This is a genomic window from Arthrobacter rhizophilus (assembly GCF_026241105.1).
Lineage (GTDB): Bacteria > Actinomycetota > Actinomycetes > Actinomycetales > Micrococcaceae > Arthrobacter.
The window spans coordinates 48,025-66,459 of sequence record NZ_JAPFFT010000004.1; the positions used below are offsets into that span (position 1 = coordinate 48,025).

Below are 18,435 nucleotides of genomic sequence, written 5' to 3' on the forward strand. Positions count from 1 at the left end.
GCCACCCCCGAGTCGGATTTTCCCTGCCTGGAACTGATTCACCGGAAACTCGTGCTGAAAGAAACCATCGCCGTTGCGGTATGCCGTCTCAGCTCTTCCCACCGGGCTGGCTGCGTACGCTGCCTGAGCGTCGCAAAAGATCCGCCACTTATCGGCGCAAGTCACACAGAAATTGTGCGGGGCCGTGTCAGGAGTCACCGCAGCACGGTGAGGGGCCGGCTTACGGGCGGCGCTAGCATCGACTAATGGATGCCGAGCAAATACTCGAAGGCGGCAATGTCAGCGATGCTGTCGTACGCATTGGATCAATGGTCCGCAAGCCGTGGATGGACTCGACACCGAGCGTCTTCGAATTCATGACAGCTGTGAGGAAAGCTGGCGTCGATGTGCCAGCAGTCCTAGGCCAGGATGAGCAGGGCCGACAAATCACCGAGTTCATTCCAGGGCGACTCGCGCTCGACTCAGATCCACTCACGCATACGGAACTTCACCGTGTCGGAGCGATGGTCCGCGCGATCCACGACGCGAGCGCGTCATTCGTTCCCCCGCGCGACGCGCGGTGGACCGTAGCGATCCCATCACCGGGCGAAGAGTTGATCTGCCATAACGACCTGGCGCCATGGAATCTCATCATCGGCGATCGTTGGACCTTCATCGATTGGGACGCCGCCGCACCCAGCACACGACTATGGGACCTGTCCTACGCCGCTCAAGCCTTCACGCTCTCGGACACGAACCAAGCGCCAGAGGAAGCCGCACAGAATTTGACGGCCTTCATTGGTGGGTACGATGCGGATCGACGTATGCGCCAACAACTACCGGAAGCGATGTCTCAACGCGCCGCCGCGATGTATCACCTCCTAAAGTCTTCCCATGACTCAGGGCATGAACCGTGGGGCTCGATGTACATCGAAGGCCATGGCGACCACTGGCGGGCCGCAACCCAATACGCACAGCGTCATCAGGATCTCTGGTCGAAAGCGCTTCTCACATACCCACGCTGAGGATCCCGGACAGCGCCCCTGCACGTCGGCCGGCATCTTCCTCGGCCCAAGGTTTTGTCCCGTCAATCAATCTAGATAAGTGAGGACTGCATGCCACGCATTCCCACCCACACCGTTGCTACCGCCCCGGAAGCCTCCCAACCGATCGTCCGGAAAATGGGTTAACTGCTCAACATCCACGCCGGCATGGCCCACTCACCTGCCGTGATCGCCTCCTACGAGGGGATCTCCGACGCCATCGCGCGCACGGCAGCTTCGACGCCCGCACCCGCAAAGCGATAGCCCTGGCCGCGGGAAACCAGAACGGATGTGACTACTGCCAGGCCACCCACACCCTCTCGGCACGCCGGGCTGGCCTGAACGATGAGCAGATCCTCGCGATCCGCGCCGGCTAAGTGGATTTCGATGACAAACTCGAAGCCATCTCTTGGGTGGCCCGTGAAGCCGGATCGAGTGCCGAAGAACTGTCCGAAGCGTCCGCCCACATCGCAGCCAACCTGTACACCAACTACTTCAACCACTATGCCGGAACGGAACTGGACTTACCCGCTGTCCCGGACCTGACCGCCTAAGACCCCAGCCGGGCGTAAGGGGCGGCCGCCCCCTTTGCGCCCAGTCCGCGGTTTAACCTTTCAAACCAGCAGGCGGGTTATTGCGCTGCTGCCAGGGCCGCAGGAAGTTCGGTCAGGGCTGTGACGATGAATTCAGGAGCCTCAAAGTGGCCCGGGTAGCTGCCCCCGGCCCTGTTCAGCCATGCCGTATGCAGCCCGGCACGGGCGGCGCCGTGGATGTCCCACGGATGCACGGCCACCAACAGCATGCCGGACGGGTCGGCTCCGGAAGCTGCGGCGGCATATTCATAGGAGGCCCGGGCGGGCTTCCAGGCGGGCGCGTCTTCGACCGAGAGCAGCGACTCAAACTCATCCCGGATCCCGGCGTCGCTGAACAGCTTCCCGGCGATCCGGGCCGAGCCGTTGCTAAGCGTGATCAGCCGGAACCCTGCAGCGGCGAGTGCCCTGATCCCCTCCGGGACATCCGGGTGTACCCCGAGGCCGTTCATGCCGCCCATGACATGGTCGACTGCCGTATCGAGAGGTCGGTTAAGCTCCAAGCCTGTCAGAAGTCCGCGGAGTGCGCCGGCCCCGATGGCGGCGAAGGACCCGTTGTCTCCGCTGGCCGTCAGCGCGAAGCCGTCACGCAACAGAGTGGCGAACCAGAGCTTGGCCAGCTCAGTCGGCGCACCGACCTCTCCGAAGCGTTCCCCCATAGGCGACATATCTGACAGCGTTTCGTTGACATCAAAGACAACGACTGAGATGGCGGTGGTCATGGATTTTCCTTGCGGTCGCGTGTACGTCCCCAGTGCAAGTCTGTCGCCGTCCCGGATAGAGAGGGAAATACAACGGGGGTACGGTCAGCGTGCGGCTGTGCCGGGAGTGGTTTTTTCGTGGATGAGGGGTGCTGCGAGTCCGGTGAGCAGGATGCTGATGCCCTGGTCCAGTTCGGCCGCGCCGTCGTAGTCCGCGAGCACCGGGCCGAGGGCGCGGAGGCGGGGAAATTCCTTTGCGGGCAGGCGGTGCAGGCCAAGGCGGAGCAGCGCCTCGTTTTCGTCTGGATCAACGATGAATTCCTGCAGTTCATTGAGGATGTGGCCGTACAGGAAGCCGTAGTAGGCCCGGTAGACGTGCAGCGCGTCGGCCGGGGCGAACCCGGCGTCGATCAGCAACGAGAGAATCTGCTCAAGCGGGCGCAGCGTGCCCAGCGGGCGCAGGCCCAGGGGCGTGGACAGCGGGCGGGTCACGAGTAATGGCACGACGTTCGGGTGCCGCAGCGCCAACAGGCGCAGGTCATGGGCTATCTGCCGGAGCTGTGCCTGCCAATCCGGGCGGTCCGGGAAGATGGAAAGCTCCTTCAGGACAAGTTCCGTCACTCCGTCCAGGAGCGCAGCACGGTTGGCGGCGTACCGGTAGAGACTCATCGGATCCCGGCCCAGTTCCTGCCCCAGGCGGCGCATGGTGAGCGCGTCGAGGCCTTCCTCGTCCACCAGTGCCAGGGCGGTGGACAGGACGAGGTCCCGGCTAAGCCTGGGTTTATCCCCGGCGGCCTTCTCGCCGGCAGTTGAAGAATTCATCGGAGGATTTGTGGGCGGCACGAGGATTCCATCCTGATCTGATCACGTCGCTGGTTTCTGCAGGGGAAAGAAGCTTGCTTACTTTGTAGTCTACGCGTAAAGTCTACATCGTAGACAGTTTCTACGCAGGTGTGACGAGGCGGACCTCAGCGCACGGCCACGGGCCGTGCGCTCCACTTCAGAAGCCCGTGACTGCGCACAACGCACGGACCGCCCGAACCGCAGAGTTCCACAGAACCGGGTGACCGCTTCAGTGCCGCGTGCACGCATTGGGGCTCAGCTGCTATAGCCAAATGGCAGCCTATACAACGCACCCGCGAAAAAGGGCCCACCATGGCTAGTACGGCTAATATCCACTTCGACCAATTCCTTGAAGAAGCCACCATCCACGTCTACGACCGGTCCGACTCGGCTCTCGGACGGGACTGCTTTTACGGCCTGTACACGAGCTGGTGTTTGCTGCGCCGCTCCGCGCCGCGGCCCGAGAGTGCTTTTTGGGCGGCAATGAAGACCAAAGGCATCCACCCCGGGGGCAACGGGCTGGCCATGACAGGCCCGGCCGCCGCCGACTACATTCTGGCAAGCTGCCCGGGACTGGCCTGATCCGTTGAGCACCATCTTGAACACTTACCTCCCCCTGGAAGCCCACCAGCCCCGGGGCAAGCAGCCCTGGTGCGCGACGTGCGACACCGACGCACACCTGGTCGTGGACTCTATCGCCATCATGGACCACCGAAGAGAAACCCTCGCCGTTGCCTTCAACTGCGCCAAATGCGGCGATGCCCGTGTCCTGTCCACCACCGCGGGCTTCGTTGCTGCAGTCCAGGCCCGATCGACCCCGAGTGATGAGGTCCTCCATCTGGGCGCCGACTCCGTCCACTGCAGTGTCGGTGCGGTTCCAAATGGAAAAACCGCACTGAACCACCCACTTACCCTCATTAGTAAGTATACTTACTAATGAATGCCTAAGCCGCCGGCCTGGGCACACAAACAAACAAGGGAGACTTACATGTTGCTTTGGATAGCCATCATTATCGCCGTTCTCTGGCTTCTCGGCTTGCTCGGCAGCGTCGGCGCCGGGTTCATTCACCTGCTTCTGGTTGTTGCCGTCATCGTTCTGATTATCCACTTCGTCCGCGGCAGGTCGCGGGTGTAGGACTCCATGCCCAATTCGGGGATGGCGCCGTTGAAGGTCAACCGATCAATGATCGCGGCTTTGGTACGTCCCCGCTTGAAGCCATAAGGCGAGTCACGAGCCGCCCGTTTCGCAGTCCGCCGGCATATGCCGGCAGGCTGTGTACGGGCGGCTTTCGCGTTGTGGGTTGCCCGTCCTCGGCTCATTCGGACTCACAACCCTGTAGGGACGGTTGTGACTTGCCTTTTGGCGAACGGACCGTACACTCGGCCCATGTCGGGTCGTGGGGGAACGGGAACGGGACCAGTCCGCGGTGCAGCGGCGGCGGTGCTGGGCATGCTGCTGGCAATTGTCCTGGCAGCCTGCACCTATGAGGATGCCGGCAATCCGACGCAGACAGCCTCCGCCGAGCACAGCAGTCACCCTGCGCCAGCTGCCCCGACGAAGAGCCCGGAGATACTGGGAGCCGAAACGCGTAACTTCGCCGAATTGAAGAATCGCCTTGCAACGGCCCAAGGGGTTGTGATCCTTGACGACTCCGGCCCCGCCGACGGACCCGGGGTCGGTTTCAGCAAAACAGTAAAAGTGCAGACCGCCGGCCGGTATACCGTCACGGTGGCTTGTGTGGGCATCCCGGCCGCGCACGTGTTCCTCTCCGCCCAGGGTCGAAGGATCTGTTGTCGCTCGATCTTGATTGCTCAGGCGTTTTGTCGCAGGTTGTCGAGCCGCAGGAGGGATACGTCGCCGCACTGCTGATTCGACACGACCCGAATGGTCCTTGGACAGGCGCCGTCGCCGGAATAAGAATCACCGCCGAATAAAAGACGACGATTTTCGCCGCGGCCGACGGCGGCGCCGCCTCTTGGCTTCCGCAATGTGCACCCCGAGGAATCCCACACCGGGACAGCTGCACCCAGCAAGGAAGCCGCAAGGCCATCGAACCAGCCTGGAGCGCGCCCGACTACTTCAGATAAAGGTAAAACCTGATGCGCGCGTTACAAGCACCGAATCCGCGATCTGCTGTGCGGCTTGGTCCGCTGTGATGTGTGTGGTGTCGATGACCTCGGCTTCATGGTGCAGCCAGGTATGAGCCGCTTCGGCGTATGGCTCCAAGTACGCAAAGCGGAACGTCGAGGGGCCGAGGTCCTTGTCGTTCTGTATGCGGTCGCGGAGCGTGGCCTGGTCGGCGTGGAGCACGAAATGCTGGATCGGTATGCCGTACTCGGAAAGACCACCACTGATCTCCCGCCAGTAGCTCTCGACCAAGACAGTCATCGGCATCACGAGTGTGCCTCCGGTGAACTCGAGCACGCGCCGAGCGGTTTCGACAACGAGCCTTCGCCACGGCTCCCAGTGCTGGAAGTTGTCCGTTGCAGGAAGTCCGGGCTTGATGTCCATGAGCACCTCACCGACCTTCTCGGCGTCCAGGACACGCGCGTGGGGGAGCAATTGCTGCAGGAGCGCGCTCGTCGTCGTCTTTCCCGCTCCGTGGGTGCCGTTGAGCCAAACGATCATGGATCGAACTCTAGTGCCAAGAAGTGTCCACCAAAGTTGTTTCCCATGCCCTTCCACCAGAAGCCGATCCAAGCTGGCAAAAGCAGGAACAGTGACGCCGTGACGGCTTGCGTTAAGCGGTCACACAGCTGCAATACCGCATGCTCGGTTCGTGGTCGAAGCTCCCCTCGGCGAGATCGTGTGCAGAACGAAACCCCGTCCCTGCTTCGGCGGGTCCGGGGCTGCTTCAGAGCCGAGGTCATAGAGTCGTCACATGACTGAGCGTCCGAGCAAGTCCAGAGCGCCCGCCCTCCGACTCGTCCTCCTGGCGACTATGGCAGTGCTGTTCACCGCCCGGTTCTTCATCGGTGCCCGCTCGAGGGGCGCCGAAACTCTCTGGGATCTGTTCCTCGCGCTGGCAATTCTGGGCGTCCTGATGTTCCTCTTCCTGACCGTTCCGGCCAGCAGGGCCCGGAAAGCTGCCGGGGCACTCCGTGTCGCACGGCCCGATGCAGTAATCGTCGAAACCTACTGGGGCGCCGGATACACCGACTTCTTTCTTCGTCCCGGCCCGCTCATGAAGCATGCCCGAGGCCGCGGCGGCCGCATCCTCCTCGTCGCCGACAGGCGAGGAATCGAGCTTGTCCGGCCTCAGGGGAAGTTTTCCTTCGGGCTCATCCCTTGGAATCTTGTGAAAGAGATACGGCTAGAGGAGCTGAATTCCCCGTTCGCCTCCCGGCCCAAGCTCGTCTTCGAGATCCATGGAATCACCACACCGTTCCAGGACCGCTTCGAACTTCTCCCCACAGGCAAGGAGGAGCGGGCCCGCGCGGCCCAATCCCTGAATGCTATCCTCGCCACACAGCCCGCAACGCACCCATAAGGAGCCTGGAGGCCTCAGTCGGCAGCATCCAGTCTCAGGCTCAGACCCGTCCGGTAAGGATCCCTCCACCGGACGGTTCGGACCCGTTACAGCGGATACCTCTCGGAGTTAGATTTGGAGAATGAAAGAGAGGTTCGCTGATCGGGTGACGGTGCCTGATGTTGTCGGGCTGCCATTTCATGTCGGCCGTGATGTGGCACACGATGCCGGCGTGACCCTGGCGAATCCTGATCCGGACGGGCCGCCAATCGGAGCCCTCGCTTGGCCCGGACTGTTCTACATCACAGCGCAACGTCCGGCCGCCGGTACCATCGCCTACCGCTGGGACTCCGTAGCTGTGGAGATTGTCGCGCACGGCGATTCGGAATCCAACGCCTGGCTGAAGCGCCCTGGAGATCCACCCGCTGATTCGGCCCATGCGACGGCTCCGAAACCCGAGCAACGCGTCGATCTCACAGAGACAGAACCTCCATCCGAGTGACCTCGAGGTCGCCACACATCGGTTCACTGGCGGACTTTTTCGCAGTGCCTCCAGGAGACAGGGAAAGGGCCGGATGCCGTTTCCGGCACCCGACCCCAGGGGCGGCCCTAGCCGCCGATGATGCCCGTGTTCTGGCCGTTAGTGTTGTTGTGGACAGTGCCGGCAACCCCGGCGTTCGCACCCACATTCACACCCAGGTTCGAGGCCGAAGCGACAGACCCGCGGTCAGTACCGTTGGTGCCGTTGGTGACGTTCCGCTTCGCGTACTTGGAGCCATACGCCGAGGCAGCTCGCACCTGGCTCCACGATGAAGCCGAGGTCATCGACACCACACACATCACACCGGACCAAGCCGCACAGCAGATCGCAGATTCGGTGCTTGGCCGCTGAGATCTGTCGGTCCGGCACAGCTGTCGGTCCGCGTAGCTGTCGGTCTGGGAGCTGGCCGCTCGGCAACTAACTGGACGTCAGCGCGCCCGCTCTACCCGGGACTCGTCCCAGATGGGCTCGGCGGATTCGTAGACCTTGCCATCGGATCCGAAGACGAGGAACCGGTCGAAGGACTTCGCGAACCAGCGGTCGTGCGTGACAGCCAGGACGGTGCCCTCGAACGCATCGATCGCGCGTTCCAAGGCTTCGCCCGAGTGCAAATCAAGGTTGTCCGTAGGCTCGTCAAGGAGCAAGAGCGTGGCGCCGGAGAGCTGGAGCAACAGGATCTGGAAGCGTGCCTGCTGCCCTCCGGAGAGCGATTCGTACTTCTGCTCAGCCGAGCCCACCAGTCCGTAGGAATCGAGCGCGCCGGAAGCAGCTTCGCGGCCCAGCCCGGAGCGGTGTTCGTCGCCGCGGTGGAGGATATCGAGGAGTGTCCGGCCCAAGAGGTCGGGGCGGGAATGGGTCTGCGCGAAGAATCCGGGGCGGATCCTGGCACCCAGTTTCACGGTGCCCTCGTGCGGGACTTCAGCGATTTCGACGTCGGAAACCGGCAAGTGCTCGCGCTCCGGATCGGTGCCGCCGGCGGCCAGAAGCCGCAGGAAGTGGCTCTTGCCCGAGCCGTTGGAACCCAGGACGCCCACGCGGTCCCCGAACCAGATCTCCGTGGAGAATGGCTTCATCAAGCCCGTGAGTTCAAGCTTTTCAGCCACCACGGCGCGCTTGGCCGTTCTGCCTCCCTTGAGCCGCATGTGTACGTTCTGCTCCAGCGGCAAGGCTTCGGGCGGACCGGCTTCCAGGAACTTGGCGAGACGGGTCTGCGCGGCCTGGTATTTGTTGGCCATGTCCGAGCGGAACGCGGCTTTGGTCTTGTACATGATGACGAGTTCCTTGAGCTTCAGGTGCTCCTCGTCCCAGCGCTTGCGCAGCTCCTCGAAGCGCGCGTTGCGGTCAATACGCGCGTCCACGTACGTCCCGAAACCGCCGCCGTGCACCCAAGCGCCAGCCCCGTTGATACCCGGTTCAAGGGTCACGATGCGTCCCGCGGCATTGTTGAGCAGCTCGCGGTCGTGGCTGATGAAGAAAACCGTCTTCTTGGATTCGTTGAGTTTGCTTTCGAGCCAACGCTTGCCCGGAACGTCGAGGTAGTTGTCCGGCTCGTCGAGGAGCAGCAGCTGATCCGGTCCCGAGAACAGCGCCTCGAGCACCAACCGCTTTTGCTCGCCCCCGGAAAGGCTCGACGCCGGGCGGTGCTGGGCACGGTCAAAGGGGATGCCCAGCGCGGCCATGCAGACCTCGTCCCAGACGGTCTCGACGTCGTACCCACCGGCATCTCCCCAGTCCACGATCGCTTGGGCGTACTGCATTTGGGTGGGCTCGTCGTCGTGCTCCATCATGGCGAGCTCGGCGTCTTCGACTGCCTTGGCGGCCGCGGCAAGGGCCGGCGGCGCCGCGGAGACAAGAAGGTCGCGCACGGTGGACTCATCGCGGACCTGGCCGACAAATTGGCGCATGATTCCCATGGTCCCGGAGCGTCCCACTACCCCTTCGTCCGGTGTGAGATCGCCGGCGATGATCTTGAAAAGCGTGGTCTTGCCCGTTCCGTTGGGGCCAATCAGGGCGGTTTTGCTGCCGTCCGGGACCTTGAAGGTCACTCCGTTGAGCAGCTGGGTGCCGTCGGAGAGGAAGTAGTCGATGCCTGAAACGTCAATATGGGCCACACGTTCAATCTTCCCACGGACCGCGGGGGACTCCTTAGTCGCCGGCTTGGCTCATCCAGTCCGACGGTCCACCGCTTACTGCGCCGGTCAGGTACCGCTGAATTGTTGGCCCTAGCGCTTGGACGACGACGGCGTGGGGGGCCGACGCGATCGGCTCCAGTTTGATCAGGTAGCGGGTCAGGATTAGTCCGGAAAGCTGCGATGCCACCAGGCTTCCGCGCCACGAAGCCTCTTCAGCGGGGACACCAAGGCCAGCCAGCAGCGGTTTGATAGCCCGGTTGAGGATGAACTCGCGCACCAATGCCGCACTCCATTCGTGTTGCATGGCCGTCCGCAGCACCGCGACTCCGGACGCCCCCGCCGGCGAGTCCCAAACAGTCAGGAAGCGGGATACCAGCCGCTCCCCGACACCGTCCCGCGGCCCGTCAAGGACAGCCGTCAGGTGTTCCTTGGGGTCCACAGGAGACTCAAGCGCAGCCATGAACAACTGTTCTTTGGTGCCGAAATGGTGGTTGATCATGGACGGGTCCACTCCAGCCTCGGCTGCGATGGCCCGCACTGTTGCGGCGTCATATCCCCTGCGGCTGAATTGTTCGCGGGCCGCGCGGAGAACAGCGTCGCGGCTGCTCACTTGTCCCGGGCGGCGACCCCTGCTCACGCCGCATCCCGGCTCGCTGCGGCCTTCCGGCGCGCGAAGTCCGGGGCGTGCTCCGGCCGGGGCCCGAAGGCGATCATGAGCGCTGGGAGTTTTCCGAACCACGGAAAGTGGCGTGCGACAAAGACAAGCGGACTCGGCGGACCCGCCAGTTGCCCGGACAGTGCGGGGCCGAAGACCGCTTTCTGGATGAGGAGCTGCACATTCTGGATCACCACGGTGGGGAACCAGCGGCGCTTCTGCACCGAAACGAGATCGGCCTCCTCCAAGGTGCCCTGAAGCAATGGGCGGGCGATACGCTGGGCCGCGGCAACGGCGTCCTGGATGGCCAGGTTGATGCCCACGCCTCCAGCAGGAGACATCGCATGGGCCGCGTCGCCGATCAGGAGGAGCCCGGGTCTGTGCCATTGCTTGATCCGGTTGAGCTTCACGTCCAGCATGTGGAGATCGTCCATGGACCTGATTTCGTCCACGCGGTCCGCCAGGTCCGGGCGGAGGCGGGCAACGCGCGCGCGGAACCTCTCTACCCCTTCGGCACGCAACTGGGCATCCTTGCCTTTCTCCGCGATGTAGGCGATCTGGTAGAAGTCCTTGCGGGTCAGGCTGAGGAGCACATCCGTGCCGGAGAAACGCGGCATGATGGAGGCCAGCTGCTCCTGTTCGTCTGCACGCCGGGAGAGCCTGAACCACCACGTGTCGAACGGCACCGGGAATTCGTGGGGGACAAGTCCAGCCTTCTGGCGCAGTACCGAACTGCGGCCATCGCAGGCAACCGTCAAGGTTGCGCGCAGCTCGCCTGTGCCGATTTCCGCTCCCGACGCCGCGTCGCGGGTACGGTACGCCACCCCGGCGACCTTCCCGCCGTCGTCGTACACCAAATCCGTGGCTTCAGTGTTCATCCTGAGCGTGAAGTGCGGCTCTTGCTGCGCGGCGTCCACCAGGAACTTCAGGAGGTCCCACTGCGGAACCATGGCTACGTAATCGTAGGGTGGCCTGAGGCGATCAAAGGCGGCCAGGGTCACGTCTCCGCCACCCGTAGGGAGCTTGAAATTGCCGAGCTTGCTTTGTGGCAGGGCCCGGAATCCTTCGCCCAGCCCGAGCTCATCCAAGAGCCGGATGGTGGAGGGATGGACGGTGTCGCCGCGGAAGTCGCGCAGGAAGTCGGCATGCTTTTCGAGGACGGTGACCTCGACTCCGGCCCGGGCCAGCAGGAGTCCGAGCATCACACCAGCGGGGCCGCCCCCCACAACGACACATGTGGTGCTTTCGAACTGGTCCATGGCCACTCCCACCGTCGCGACTAATTCAACAAGCGTTGAATTAAGTGTGCACCCGCAGGCAGGGCGTGTCTAGGGCCGCCAGCGTCATCGGGACGTGAGATCTCAGCCCTTTCGCGAACTCAAAGAGCCGAGATCTCACCCCTCAGCCAGGGCAATTCGGCGGGCGAAGGCACAGTTCTGGCCGGCGTCCAGCCCAAGGAAGCAAGGCCTCCACCGCCGCACCCACCCTGAAAACCGTGGCATCGTCAAAGGGCTGGCCAACAATCTGCACGCCGCTCGGGATGCCGCAGTCCGCCATGCCGCTCGGCACCGCGAGCACCGGGCAGCGGTTGGCGATGTTGAAGGGTGCTGTCATGTGGCCCTGCCAGTAATGCTCGAGGTGCCTTGCACCGGCGTCGATCCCGTCGAGGTAGTCGCCATCCGCTTCCAAGGCCGGAACCGCCGACGCCGGGCAGAGCAGCGCGTCGAAACCGACCATGGCGTCCGCCAACTGGGTCTGGATCAGGGTCTCGGCACGGATTCCGTCCACAAAACGGTTCCGCTCCGCAGCCCGGCGCGCATCGGCCATGAAACGGCGGGTGTACGCGGCTAGTTGTTCCTCGGTGCCCGCAGTCTCGTCTTCCATGGCGGGGCCCAAAAGGTAGCCAAGGTGCGTGAACACGGTGCGGTTGATCTCCTCAACAGTCCAGGGCAACTCGATTTCCTCGACGACAGCGCCGGCCCCCCGCAATGCGGAGGCAACCCGCCGGGTGTTGGCCTCGATGTCGGGCGCCACGGGGTAGTTCCCGAGCCGGATACACAAGGCGATCCTCATTCCGGCCACGGAGGCGGATCCCCATGACAACGCCGGCGCGTCCACCAGGGAAGTATGGTCGCCGGGGTGCCGTCCCGCCATAACGTTGGCCAGGAGCGCTGTATCGGCCACGGTCCGTGCCATGGGGCCGTCCCCGCGGTAGTGGTCTGCGGACAGTGGCGCCAACCCGGGAATCCGGCCGTAAGGGGCTTTGAAGCCGACTGTTCCCGTGAACGACGCCGGCAGCCGGGTTGAGCCGGCGATGTCGGAGGCCGTCGCCAAAGGAGTCAGCCCGGCAGCCAGGGCTGCCCCGGCCCCGCCGGATGACCCGCCCGGTGAGTACCGCTGGTTCCACGGGTTGCGGGTCACCCCCCAGAGGGGGCTATGGGTGATGGTCGCGCAACTGAATTCGGGAGTGGTGGTCCGGGCATGGACGATGCCTCCGGCGCGGCGGATACGCTCAATGACCGGATGATCGTGGCGGGCGATATCGGATTTTTTCGCCATGAGCCCCTGCGAGAGGGTGCGTCCTTTGAGCCCGTGTTTCTCTTTGGCCGCCACGGGCAACCCCAGCAACGGAGTCAGGTCACGTCCGCGGGCGTAGGCCGTTGCGGCCCGTCGGGCCTCCAGCCGGGCTTCCTCAAAGAGCGTCTCCGTCAGGGCATTAATGCTGCCGTTGACGGCCTCGGTCCGGTATATCAGTGATTCCAGCAGCTCCACCGGGGATAGCTCCCGGCTGCGGAACAACGTCAGTGCGGACGTGGCGTCGAGGTAATGCAGCTCAGTCATGCGGCGCAGCCCCTGTCCGTGTTTGCGGCGGGAACGGCGCCGCCCACCATTTCGCGCGCTACTCCGGTGAGCATGTCCACTCCTGCCACCATGTCCTCGTCGGTGGTGAATTCGCGTTCGCAGTGCGAAACCCCGTCCACGCTCGGAATGAACATCATGACTGAGGGAACCATGGTGTTCAGGGCGACGGAATCGTGCCCGGCCATCGTCTGGATGCGGCGTGAGGAGAGGCCAAGATTTGCTGCTACTTTCGCGGAAAGTTCCAGGCCGTTCTCCGGGAATCTCCGGATGGGACGGATGTCGAAGTCCTTCACATTTACCTTGATATCGTGCTCGCGGGCCAGGACATCAATGTCCGCGAGCAGCTTGGAGCGGGCAGAGCGAACGATCTCCGGATCACCGGAACGCAGGTCCGCCACCAAATGCACCCGGCGCGCGACGACGATGGGCGAGTTGGGCTCGAGAGTCAACTGACCCACTGAGGAAACAAGTTCCTCCTCGGCAAAATCCTTGGTGACATCGTGCACCATCAGGATGATCTTGGAGGCCGCGACGAGAGCGTCGTGCCGATCCGCCATTGCCGTGGCGCCGGTGTGCGATTGCTCGCCGAGGACTTCGATGTCCAGCTTCTGCGTGTACCAACTGCTGTCGACCAATCCGATGGTGATCCCTTCGCGTTCCAGGATGCGGCCCTGCTCGATGTGGATTTCTGCATAGCCGGCGGCTTCCGGGCCAGCGTCCGTGCCAAGGTAGCCGATGCCGTCGAGGGCTTCCCGGACCGAAACGCCCTTCAGATCCGTGACGGAAAGCATCTGTTGGCGATCGAAAAGTCCCGCGAAAACGGAGCTGCCCATCACGCTGGGGGCAAAACGGCCGCCCTCCTCATTGAACCAATTCACCACGGCAAGGTTGAAGCGTGGCACCTTCCCGGTTTCACGCATTTCCAGGTCGATGCTCCGGGCCGCATGCAGCGCAGCGACGACGCCGTAGGCGCCATCGAAGCGGCCGCCCAGGGGCTGGCTGTCCAGGTGCGAGCCAATCAGGATGTAAGGCGCTCCTGGCGTCCACTCCAGCAGCCCGAACATGTTGCCGATGCCGTCAACTTGAAGCTGCCATCCGGCGTCGTGCACCCACTGCTGAAACCACGCGCGGGTCTGCGCGTCTTCAGGGGTGGCGGCTTGGCGGTCGACGCCTTTGTTTGCTGTGGCACCGATACCGGCCACCTGGTGGAAGTCCTGAAGGAAAGCTGCTGCGCTCATGTGAAGTCCTTGATAGATAGAAGAAAGAGGGAGTCAGCCCATGCGTCCGCGGGTTTCGGGCACCTTGGTGAAGATCACCAGCAGGAGTACGACGGCGGCAGCGGCAGCCATGTAGATGCCCGGCGCGTGCGGTACACCGCTTGCCCCTACCAAGGCAGTGCCGATGAACGGGGCTGTGCCGCCGAAGATGGCGTAGGCCCCGTTGTAGCTGACGGCCGCGGAAGTGAATCGGGTCCTGGTAGTGAAGATTTCAACGAAGAAGGTGTAGCAGCCGCCGCCGTAGATGCAGAGGGCCACCACGAACAGCGCCTGCCCAAGCAGGGCAAGCGGAAGGGCGCCACTCGTGACCAGCATGAAGCTCGGGACGGAGACCACGGCCAAGGCGGCGGCACCCGCGATGAGCATCGGCTTGCGGCCAAAGCGGTCGCTGAGCCGCCCGCCGATGGGCAAGAGCACGGCATAGAGGGCAAGGGCGCCGGCGTTGATCAAGAGCGACTGTTCGCGGCTCAAGTGGCCGGTCGTCTGGACGTAGGAAACGAAGTAGGCAGACAGGAAGTAGAACCCCATGGCCGTCAAACCCATGACGAAGATGACTTGGACCATGCGGAGTTTGTTCTCGCGGAAGGCCTCGCGGACGGGGCTGAATTCCTTGCTCTGGTTGGCTTTGGCGTCCTTGAACGCAGCGCTCTCTTCGGTACGGCTCCGGATCCAGACGCCAAAGAGGGCTAGGGGGAGGGCCAAGATGAACGGCAGGCGCCATCCCCAGGCCGTGAAGGCCTCGTTCGGCATGGACTGGCTGAGGATCAGGATCATCGAACCCGCCACCACAGAAGGCAGCGCTGTTGCGGCAATGGTGATGTTCAGCCAGAATCCGCGCTTGTCGACGGGCGCGTGCTCAAAGACGAACGACGGCGCGCCCACGGATTCGCCCCCGGCCGAGAAACCTTGGATAAGGCGGCAAAGGACCAAAAGCACGGGCGCCCAGGCACCGATCTGGCCGTAACCGGGCAGGATACCCATGAGGGCGGTGGCCCCGCCGATCGCTATGAGCGTGACGGTCAAGACGCGGCGCCGGCCGATCCGATCGCCGAGGGCTCCGAAGAACAGTCCGCCAAGCGGACGCACCACAAAGGCGACGCCGAAGGTGGCGAAAGTGGCCAACATCGCAGCGAGGGGGCTGCTGCCTGGGAAGAAGAGTTGGGAAAAGATTACCGCGGTGAGGCCGTACAGGGTGAAGTCGTAGAACTCGATGAACTGGCCGACGCTGCCGCCCGCCAGGACCCGCCCCTGCATTTTGGTTATCTTGGGGACCCGCCCGATCTTCGGGTCGGCCGAGTCTACGGAAGTCGCGTCTTGTATTGGCTGGGGTTGCTCGGAGAGCTCGTTGATGGTCATGGCAGCCACGCTAGGCGGACAGTATTTCCGGCGGCGGCTGCACTGTTTCGGCCATAAGAAATGATTTCGGTGGTTATTACTTCCATATTGCGATAGGGCCGCTTGGGGGAAACCCCGCGGACACCTTCGGCGAAATTCATCACCATCAAATCTCCTTTGATCAGGATGGAATTCTGGTGTCCGGTTCGGTTTGGTGAGCTGCGTTTGCGGCCTTCTTGAAGCTTGAGCGCCTCCGCGGGCTACCGGACTTGTTCAACCTTCGGTGGCCCAGATCACATCTGTCCAATTGATTGTTTTTGAAATTGCCATAGATCTAATCGATGGCAATCGCCGTTTACGTCGCCGGCCTAGGTTCGTTCCGCGCCGTACAACTTCAGGCACGTCTCTTCAAAGGCAAGAACCCGCTTGGTCGCCTGCACCCCTTCGGGCCGCACCAGCATGACTTCGATTGGCGGGAAATTGTCCGTCAGCGTCAGCGGCACCACCTTGCCGCCGGAGTACGTGACATCGCTGTGAAGTCGCTGATTGAGGAGGGCGTAGCCATGCCCCTTAGCCACAAAGGAGCGGACGGTCTCGTAGCCCGCAAAGCGGTGCCTGACGTTCTGGACCACTCCGGCCATGGCGTAGAGCTGCTCGAAGTACTCCCGGGTGTGGGGGAGATCCAGTACAACGGAGGGCTCGCCGTCGAGCTCCTTAAGGGCAATCTCCCTTTCCGGACGAATGGCGGCAGGGTGTCCCTCATGGACCAGGACGTGCGGCGGAACTCGTTCCACCACTTTGTAAATGAAACCGCGGCCCAACCCCAACCCATATGTAAGCGCGACGTCGCAGCGGCCATCCATCAGCGCCTCCTGAAGTGTGGCAAGGTCTGTCTCAAGGAATGACACATCGACGCCTGGATGCCGGGCTTCGAAGGTCTGCAGGATCGCCGGGAGCCGGAAAGGTGCAAGCGGAGTGAAGACCCCCACCTTGAGTTCGCCGACAAGGGTGGTGGACAGGCCGCGAGCGGATTCGTAGAGGGAATCTGCGTGCTCCAGAAAAGATTTGATGTCTTGCGCGAACTGCCTGCCGCTCTGGGTGAGACGGAGGCCCCGGGAACGATGACGTACGAAGAGCTGGGTGCCCAGGCTGACCTCCAGCTGCCCCATTGCGGTTGAAAGCGCCGACTGGGTGACCAGCAGTCGCGCCGCGGCCGCCGTCATGTTCTCCAGCTCAGCCACTACCGCAAAATACCGCAACTGGGTGAGAGTAAAGGGCTTCGCCATTTGTCCATAATGACACCCCCCGACGCGCTCCCTCGCTACTACCCGCGCAGCCGGTGCAGCATGAAGGCCACATGCAATGAGGTCCGCGACTCCGCGTCGTCCAGATCCACTGCCAGCAGGTCCTCGAGCTTGGCCAGCCGGGCATAAAGGGTTGGCCGGCTCAGGTAGCCGCCGCGTGCCATGGCTGCCTTGTTGCCGCCGGATTCCAGATACCTCCCAAGCAGTTCCAGGTAGCCGGCCTTGCCTTCTGCCTCCGCCTGCAACACCGGCGCAAGCTCCGATTCCACGAACTGCTGCACCCGGGGATCGTTGCGGATCAGGGCCAGCAGCCCGCGGAGCCGGATGTCCGTGGCGCGGTAGTACGGTTTGCCTGGCTCGCGGAGGGTGGCAGCCGTCTCGGCAACGTGCGCGGCCTCGTCGATTCCTGCCGCCGCTTCCAGCAACGAGGAGCGGTAGCGCCCGACGCCGATGGTCCACTGAGGGGCAAAGTCGCCGCCGTGGGCGTGCAGTCTGTCGGCGAGGCGCTGCAGCATGGGGTCTTCGAGCTGCCGTGCCGGGAGAGCAAGGATCATCCCCACCGAACCGGATTGGATGCTGGCCGTCAATCCGCTGCTGGCCATGGATTTCAGTACCCCGGCCAGGATTTCCAACAGCACGCGCTCCTCCTGCTGACCTGCCAAGGGATCGCCGGAAAGCGAGGCCGTGGCAGGAAGCGCCGCCCGGAACACCAAGGGAACGTAGTAGGGCGATCGTTTCAAGCCCAGCGAACCGGCGCGTGCGAGAGCCTCTGCCTCGCTGAGTCCGCGGGGCTGGCGGAGGGCGTTGAGCAGGCCGGCCTGCGCTTGTTGGGAAAGCTCGCGCTGGTCCCGTTCAGCCAGGCGGTTGATGGCAAGGGTTTGCGCGGCCCGTTCAAGGACCATGACCGCCATATCATCGTCGGCTCCCGCACTCCGGGGCGCCGGAACCACCAAGCGTCCCCACAGTTGCCGCTGAACACCGACCGGGACCTGCAGCCACCCCTCGGGACCGGTCCGCTTGGCCGAGCCATCGGCCTGCGCCGGCGAAGGAGTGGTCCGCGATCTCCGCTCCCAGTCGTCCAACAACTCCGTGGTTGCCAGATGACGGGCGGAATAGGCCAGGACCAGGTGGTGCAAGTCCTCCAGCACCACCGGCGCGCCGATCATCGCGGCCGCCGTCTCCACCACTTGCTGCGTCCCAGCGCTCTCGAGGCTCAGGACCGTGAAAGCCTCATGGACGTCCCGCGCCCGCTCCACCCGTTCGAGCTGCTCGGCAACGATCAACCGGTGCACGATCTCGGTGACTTCCACGAAACGCACGCGACGCCGGACGATCACTACCGGCATCGAAGCCGAGCGGGCCACGGACCGCAGTGCCGCCGTCGTACGCTCCCGGGGTGCGGTGAGTTCCACGACCAGGCCCGCTGCCCCGGCGCGTTCCAGCGAACGGATGTACGACGCCGCGCGGCCGGGTTCTTTGTCCAGCTCCAAGCCGGTGGTCAGCACTAGTTCGCCGCCGGACAGCAGGCCCGTCAAGTCCAGGACCTCGCTGACGTGAACCCAGCGCACGGGATCATCCAGCTTGTCCTCCCCGCCCAGGACCTCCGGGTTGGCGTCGCGCACCACGGGGAGGTCAAGGATCGAGCGAAGAGAAGGGAGCATTTACACATTGTAAATAGCGCGCGGCCTTTCTTTACATATTGC

At 63.5% G+C, this 18,435-nt stretch carries 21 protein-coding genes; 9 read left to right on the top strand and 12 right to left on the bottom strand.

Going from position 1 to position 18,435, the window contains the following annotated elements; genetic code table 11:
- Positions 1–245 precede the first annotated feature (245 nt).
- The 3 genes from OOZ51_RS05325 to OOZ51_RS05330 all read left to right on the top strand — a co-directional run bounded on the left by OOZ51_RS05325 (position 246) and on the right by OOZ51_RS05330 (position 1,576).
- Positions 246–1,004, top strand: a complete 759-nt coding sequence (locus tag OOZ51_RS05325; RefSeq protein ID WP_265978124.1) for a phosphotransferase — start codon at positions 246–248, stop codon at positions 1,002–1,004.
- 284 nt (positions 1,005–1,288) lie between these two features.
- Complete coding sequence (locus OOZ51_RS22490) at positions 1,289–1,399, top strand: carboxymuconolactone decarboxylase family protein (protein ID WP_416346350.1); 111 nt, start codon at positions 1,289–1,291, stop codon at positions 1,397–1,399.
- On the top strand, positions 1,400–1,576 hold the full coding sequence (locus OOZ51_RS05330; protein ID WP_265978125.1) for a hypothetical protein: 177 nt from the start codon (positions 1,400–1,402) through the stop codon (positions 1,574–1,576). It abuts the gene before it with no gap.
- 77 nt (positions 1,577–1,653) lie between these two features.
- Here OOZ51_RS05330 and OOZ51_RS05335 read toward each other — a convergent pair whose 3' ends face one another.
- Together OOZ51_RS05335 and OOZ51_RS05340 are read right to left on the bottom strand one after the other, a co-directional pair.
- On the bottom strand, positions 1,654–2,334 hold the full coding sequence (locus tag OOZ51_RS05335) for a haloacid dehalogenase type II (protein ID WP_265978127.1): 681 nt from the start codon (positions 2,332–2,334) through the stop codon (positions 1,654–1,656).
- 84 nt (positions 2,335–2,418) lie between these two features.
- Complete coding sequence (locus OOZ51_RS05340; RefSeq protein ID WP_265978128.1) at positions 2,419–3,135, bottom strand: TetR/AcrR family transcriptional regulator C-terminal domain-containing protein; 717 nt, start codon at positions 3,133–3,135, stop codon at positions 2,419–2,421.
- Between the two features lie 333 nt (positions 3,136–3,468).
- Between OOZ51_RS05340 and OOZ51_RS05345 the strand changes: the two genes are divergently transcribed.
- From OOZ51_RS05345 to OOZ51_RS05360, 4 genes are all read left to right on the top strand, one after another.
- Positions 3,469–3,738 (top strand): hypothetical protein, encoded by a 270-nt coding sequence (locus OOZ51_RS05345; protein ID WP_265978130.1) that lies wholly within the window; start codon positions 3,469–3,471, stop codon positions 3,736–3,738.
- Positions 3,739–3,754: 16 nt separating this feature from the next.
- Positions 3,755–4,093, top strand: coding sequence for a hypothetical protein (locus OOZ51_RS05350; protein WP_265978131.1), 339 nt, complete (start codon positions 3,755–3,757; stop codon positions 4,091–4,093).
- 51 nt (positions 4,094–4,144) lie between these two features.
- The gene (locus OOZ51_RS05355) at positions 4,145–4,291 is read left to right on the top strand and encodes a lmo0937 family membrane protein (RefSeq protein WP_265978132.1); all 147 of its coding nucleotides are present in this window, start codon (positions 4,145–4,147) and stop codon (positions 4,289–4,291) included.
- A 315-nt stretch (positions 4,292–4,606) separates the two neighbouring features.
- Entirely contained in the window at positions 4,607–5,026 is a 420-nt protein-coding gene (locus OOZ51_RS05360) for a hypothetical protein (protein WP_265978133.1), read from the top strand.
- 210 nt (positions 5,027–5,236) lie between these two features.
- Here the strand turns inward: OOZ51_RS05360 and OOZ51_RS05365 are convergent, their stop codons facing one another.
- Positions 5,237–5,785, bottom strand: a complete 549-nt coding sequence (locus tag OOZ51_RS05365) for a P-loop nucleotide/nucleoside kinase family protein (protein ID WP_265978134.1) — start codon at positions 5,783–5,785, stop codon at positions 5,237–5,239.
- 253 nt (positions 5,786–6,038) lie between these two features.
- On the opposite strand from OOZ51_RS05365, the gene OOZ51_RS05370 reads away from it, so the two are divergent.
- Together OOZ51_RS05370 and OOZ51_RS05375 are read left to right on the top strand one after the other, a co-directional pair.
- The gene (locus OOZ51_RS05370; RefSeq protein WP_265978135.1) at positions 6,039–6,647 is read left to right on the top strand and encodes a hypothetical protein; all 609 of its coding nucleotides are present in this window, start codon (positions 6,039–6,041) and stop codon (positions 6,645–6,647) included.
- 121 nt (positions 6,648–6,768) lie between these two features.
- Positions 6,769–7,128 (top strand): hypothetical protein, encoded by a 360-nt coding sequence (locus OOZ51_RS05375; protein WP_265978136.1) that lies wholly within the window; start codon positions 6,769–6,771, stop codon positions 7,126–7,128.
- Positions 7,129–7,235: 107 nt separating this feature from the next.
- Here OOZ51_RS05375 and OOZ51_RS05380 read toward each other — a convergent pair whose 3' ends face one another.
- From OOZ51_RS05380 to OOZ51_RS05420, 9 genes are all read right to left on the bottom strand, one after another.
- A complete protein-coding gene (locus tag OOZ51_RS05380; RefSeq protein WP_265978137.1) occupies positions 7,236–7,451 on the bottom strand; it encodes a hypothetical protein in 216 nt (71 codons plus the stop codon).
- A gap of 144 nt (positions 7,452–7,595) precedes the next feature.
- Complete coding sequence (locus tag OOZ51_RS05385) at positions 7,596–9,278, bottom strand: ABC-F family ATP-binding cassette domain-containing protein (protein ID WP_265978139.1); 1,683 nt, start codon at positions 9,276–9,278, stop codon at positions 7,596–7,598.
- Between the two features lie 34 nt (positions 9,279–9,312).
- Positions 9,313–9,936 (bottom strand): TetR/AcrR family transcriptional regulator, encoded by a 624-nt coding sequence (locus OOZ51_RS05390; RefSeq protein WP_265978140.1) that lies wholly within the window; start codon positions 9,934–9,936, stop codon positions 9,313–9,315.
- Entirely contained in the window at positions 9,933–11,213 is a 1,281-nt protein-coding gene (locus OOZ51_RS05395) for an FAD-dependent oxidoreductase (RefSeq protein WP_265978141.1), read from the bottom strand. Before OOZ51_RS05395 ends, OOZ51_RS05390 begins: the two co-directional genes overlap by 4 nt.
- A 142-nt stretch (positions 11,214–11,355) precedes the next feature.
- Positions 11,356–12,795 carry an amidase gene (locus tag OOZ51_RS05400; RefSeq protein ID WP_265978143.1) on the bottom strand — a complete coding sequence of 480 codons (1,440 nt, stop codon included), beginning with the start codon at positions 12,793–12,795 and terminating at the stop codon, positions 11,356–11,358.
- Positions 12,792–14,054 carry a M20 family metallo-hydrolase gene (locus OOZ51_RS05405; protein ID WP_265978144.1) on the bottom strand — a complete coding sequence of 421 codons (1,263 nt, stop codon included), beginning with the start codon at positions 14,052–14,054 and terminating at the stop codon, positions 12,792–12,794. The genes OOZ51_RS05400 and OOZ51_RS05405 overlap by 4 nt, the downstream gene beginning before the upstream one ends.
- Positions 14,055–14,087: 33 nt before the next feature.
- Positions 14,088–15,449, bottom strand: coding sequence for an MFS transporter (locus OOZ51_RS05410; protein WP_265978145.1), 1,362 nt, complete (start codon positions 15,447–15,449; stop codon positions 14,088–14,090).
- Positions 15,450–15,796: 347 nt separating this feature from the next.
- Complete coding sequence (locus tag OOZ51_RS05415; protein WP_265978147.1) at positions 15,797–16,714, bottom strand: LysR family transcriptional regulator; 918 nt, start codon at positions 16,712–16,714, stop codon at positions 15,797–15,799.
- 38 nt (positions 16,715–16,752) lie between these two features.
- Positions 16,753–18,393: a PucR family transcriptional regulator gene (locus OOZ51_RS05420; RefSeq protein ID WP_265978148.1), complete on the bottom strand. Its 1,641-nt coding sequence runs from the start codon at positions 18,391–18,393 to the stop codon at positions 16,753–16,755.
- Positions 18,394–18,435 lie beyond the last annotated feature (42 nt).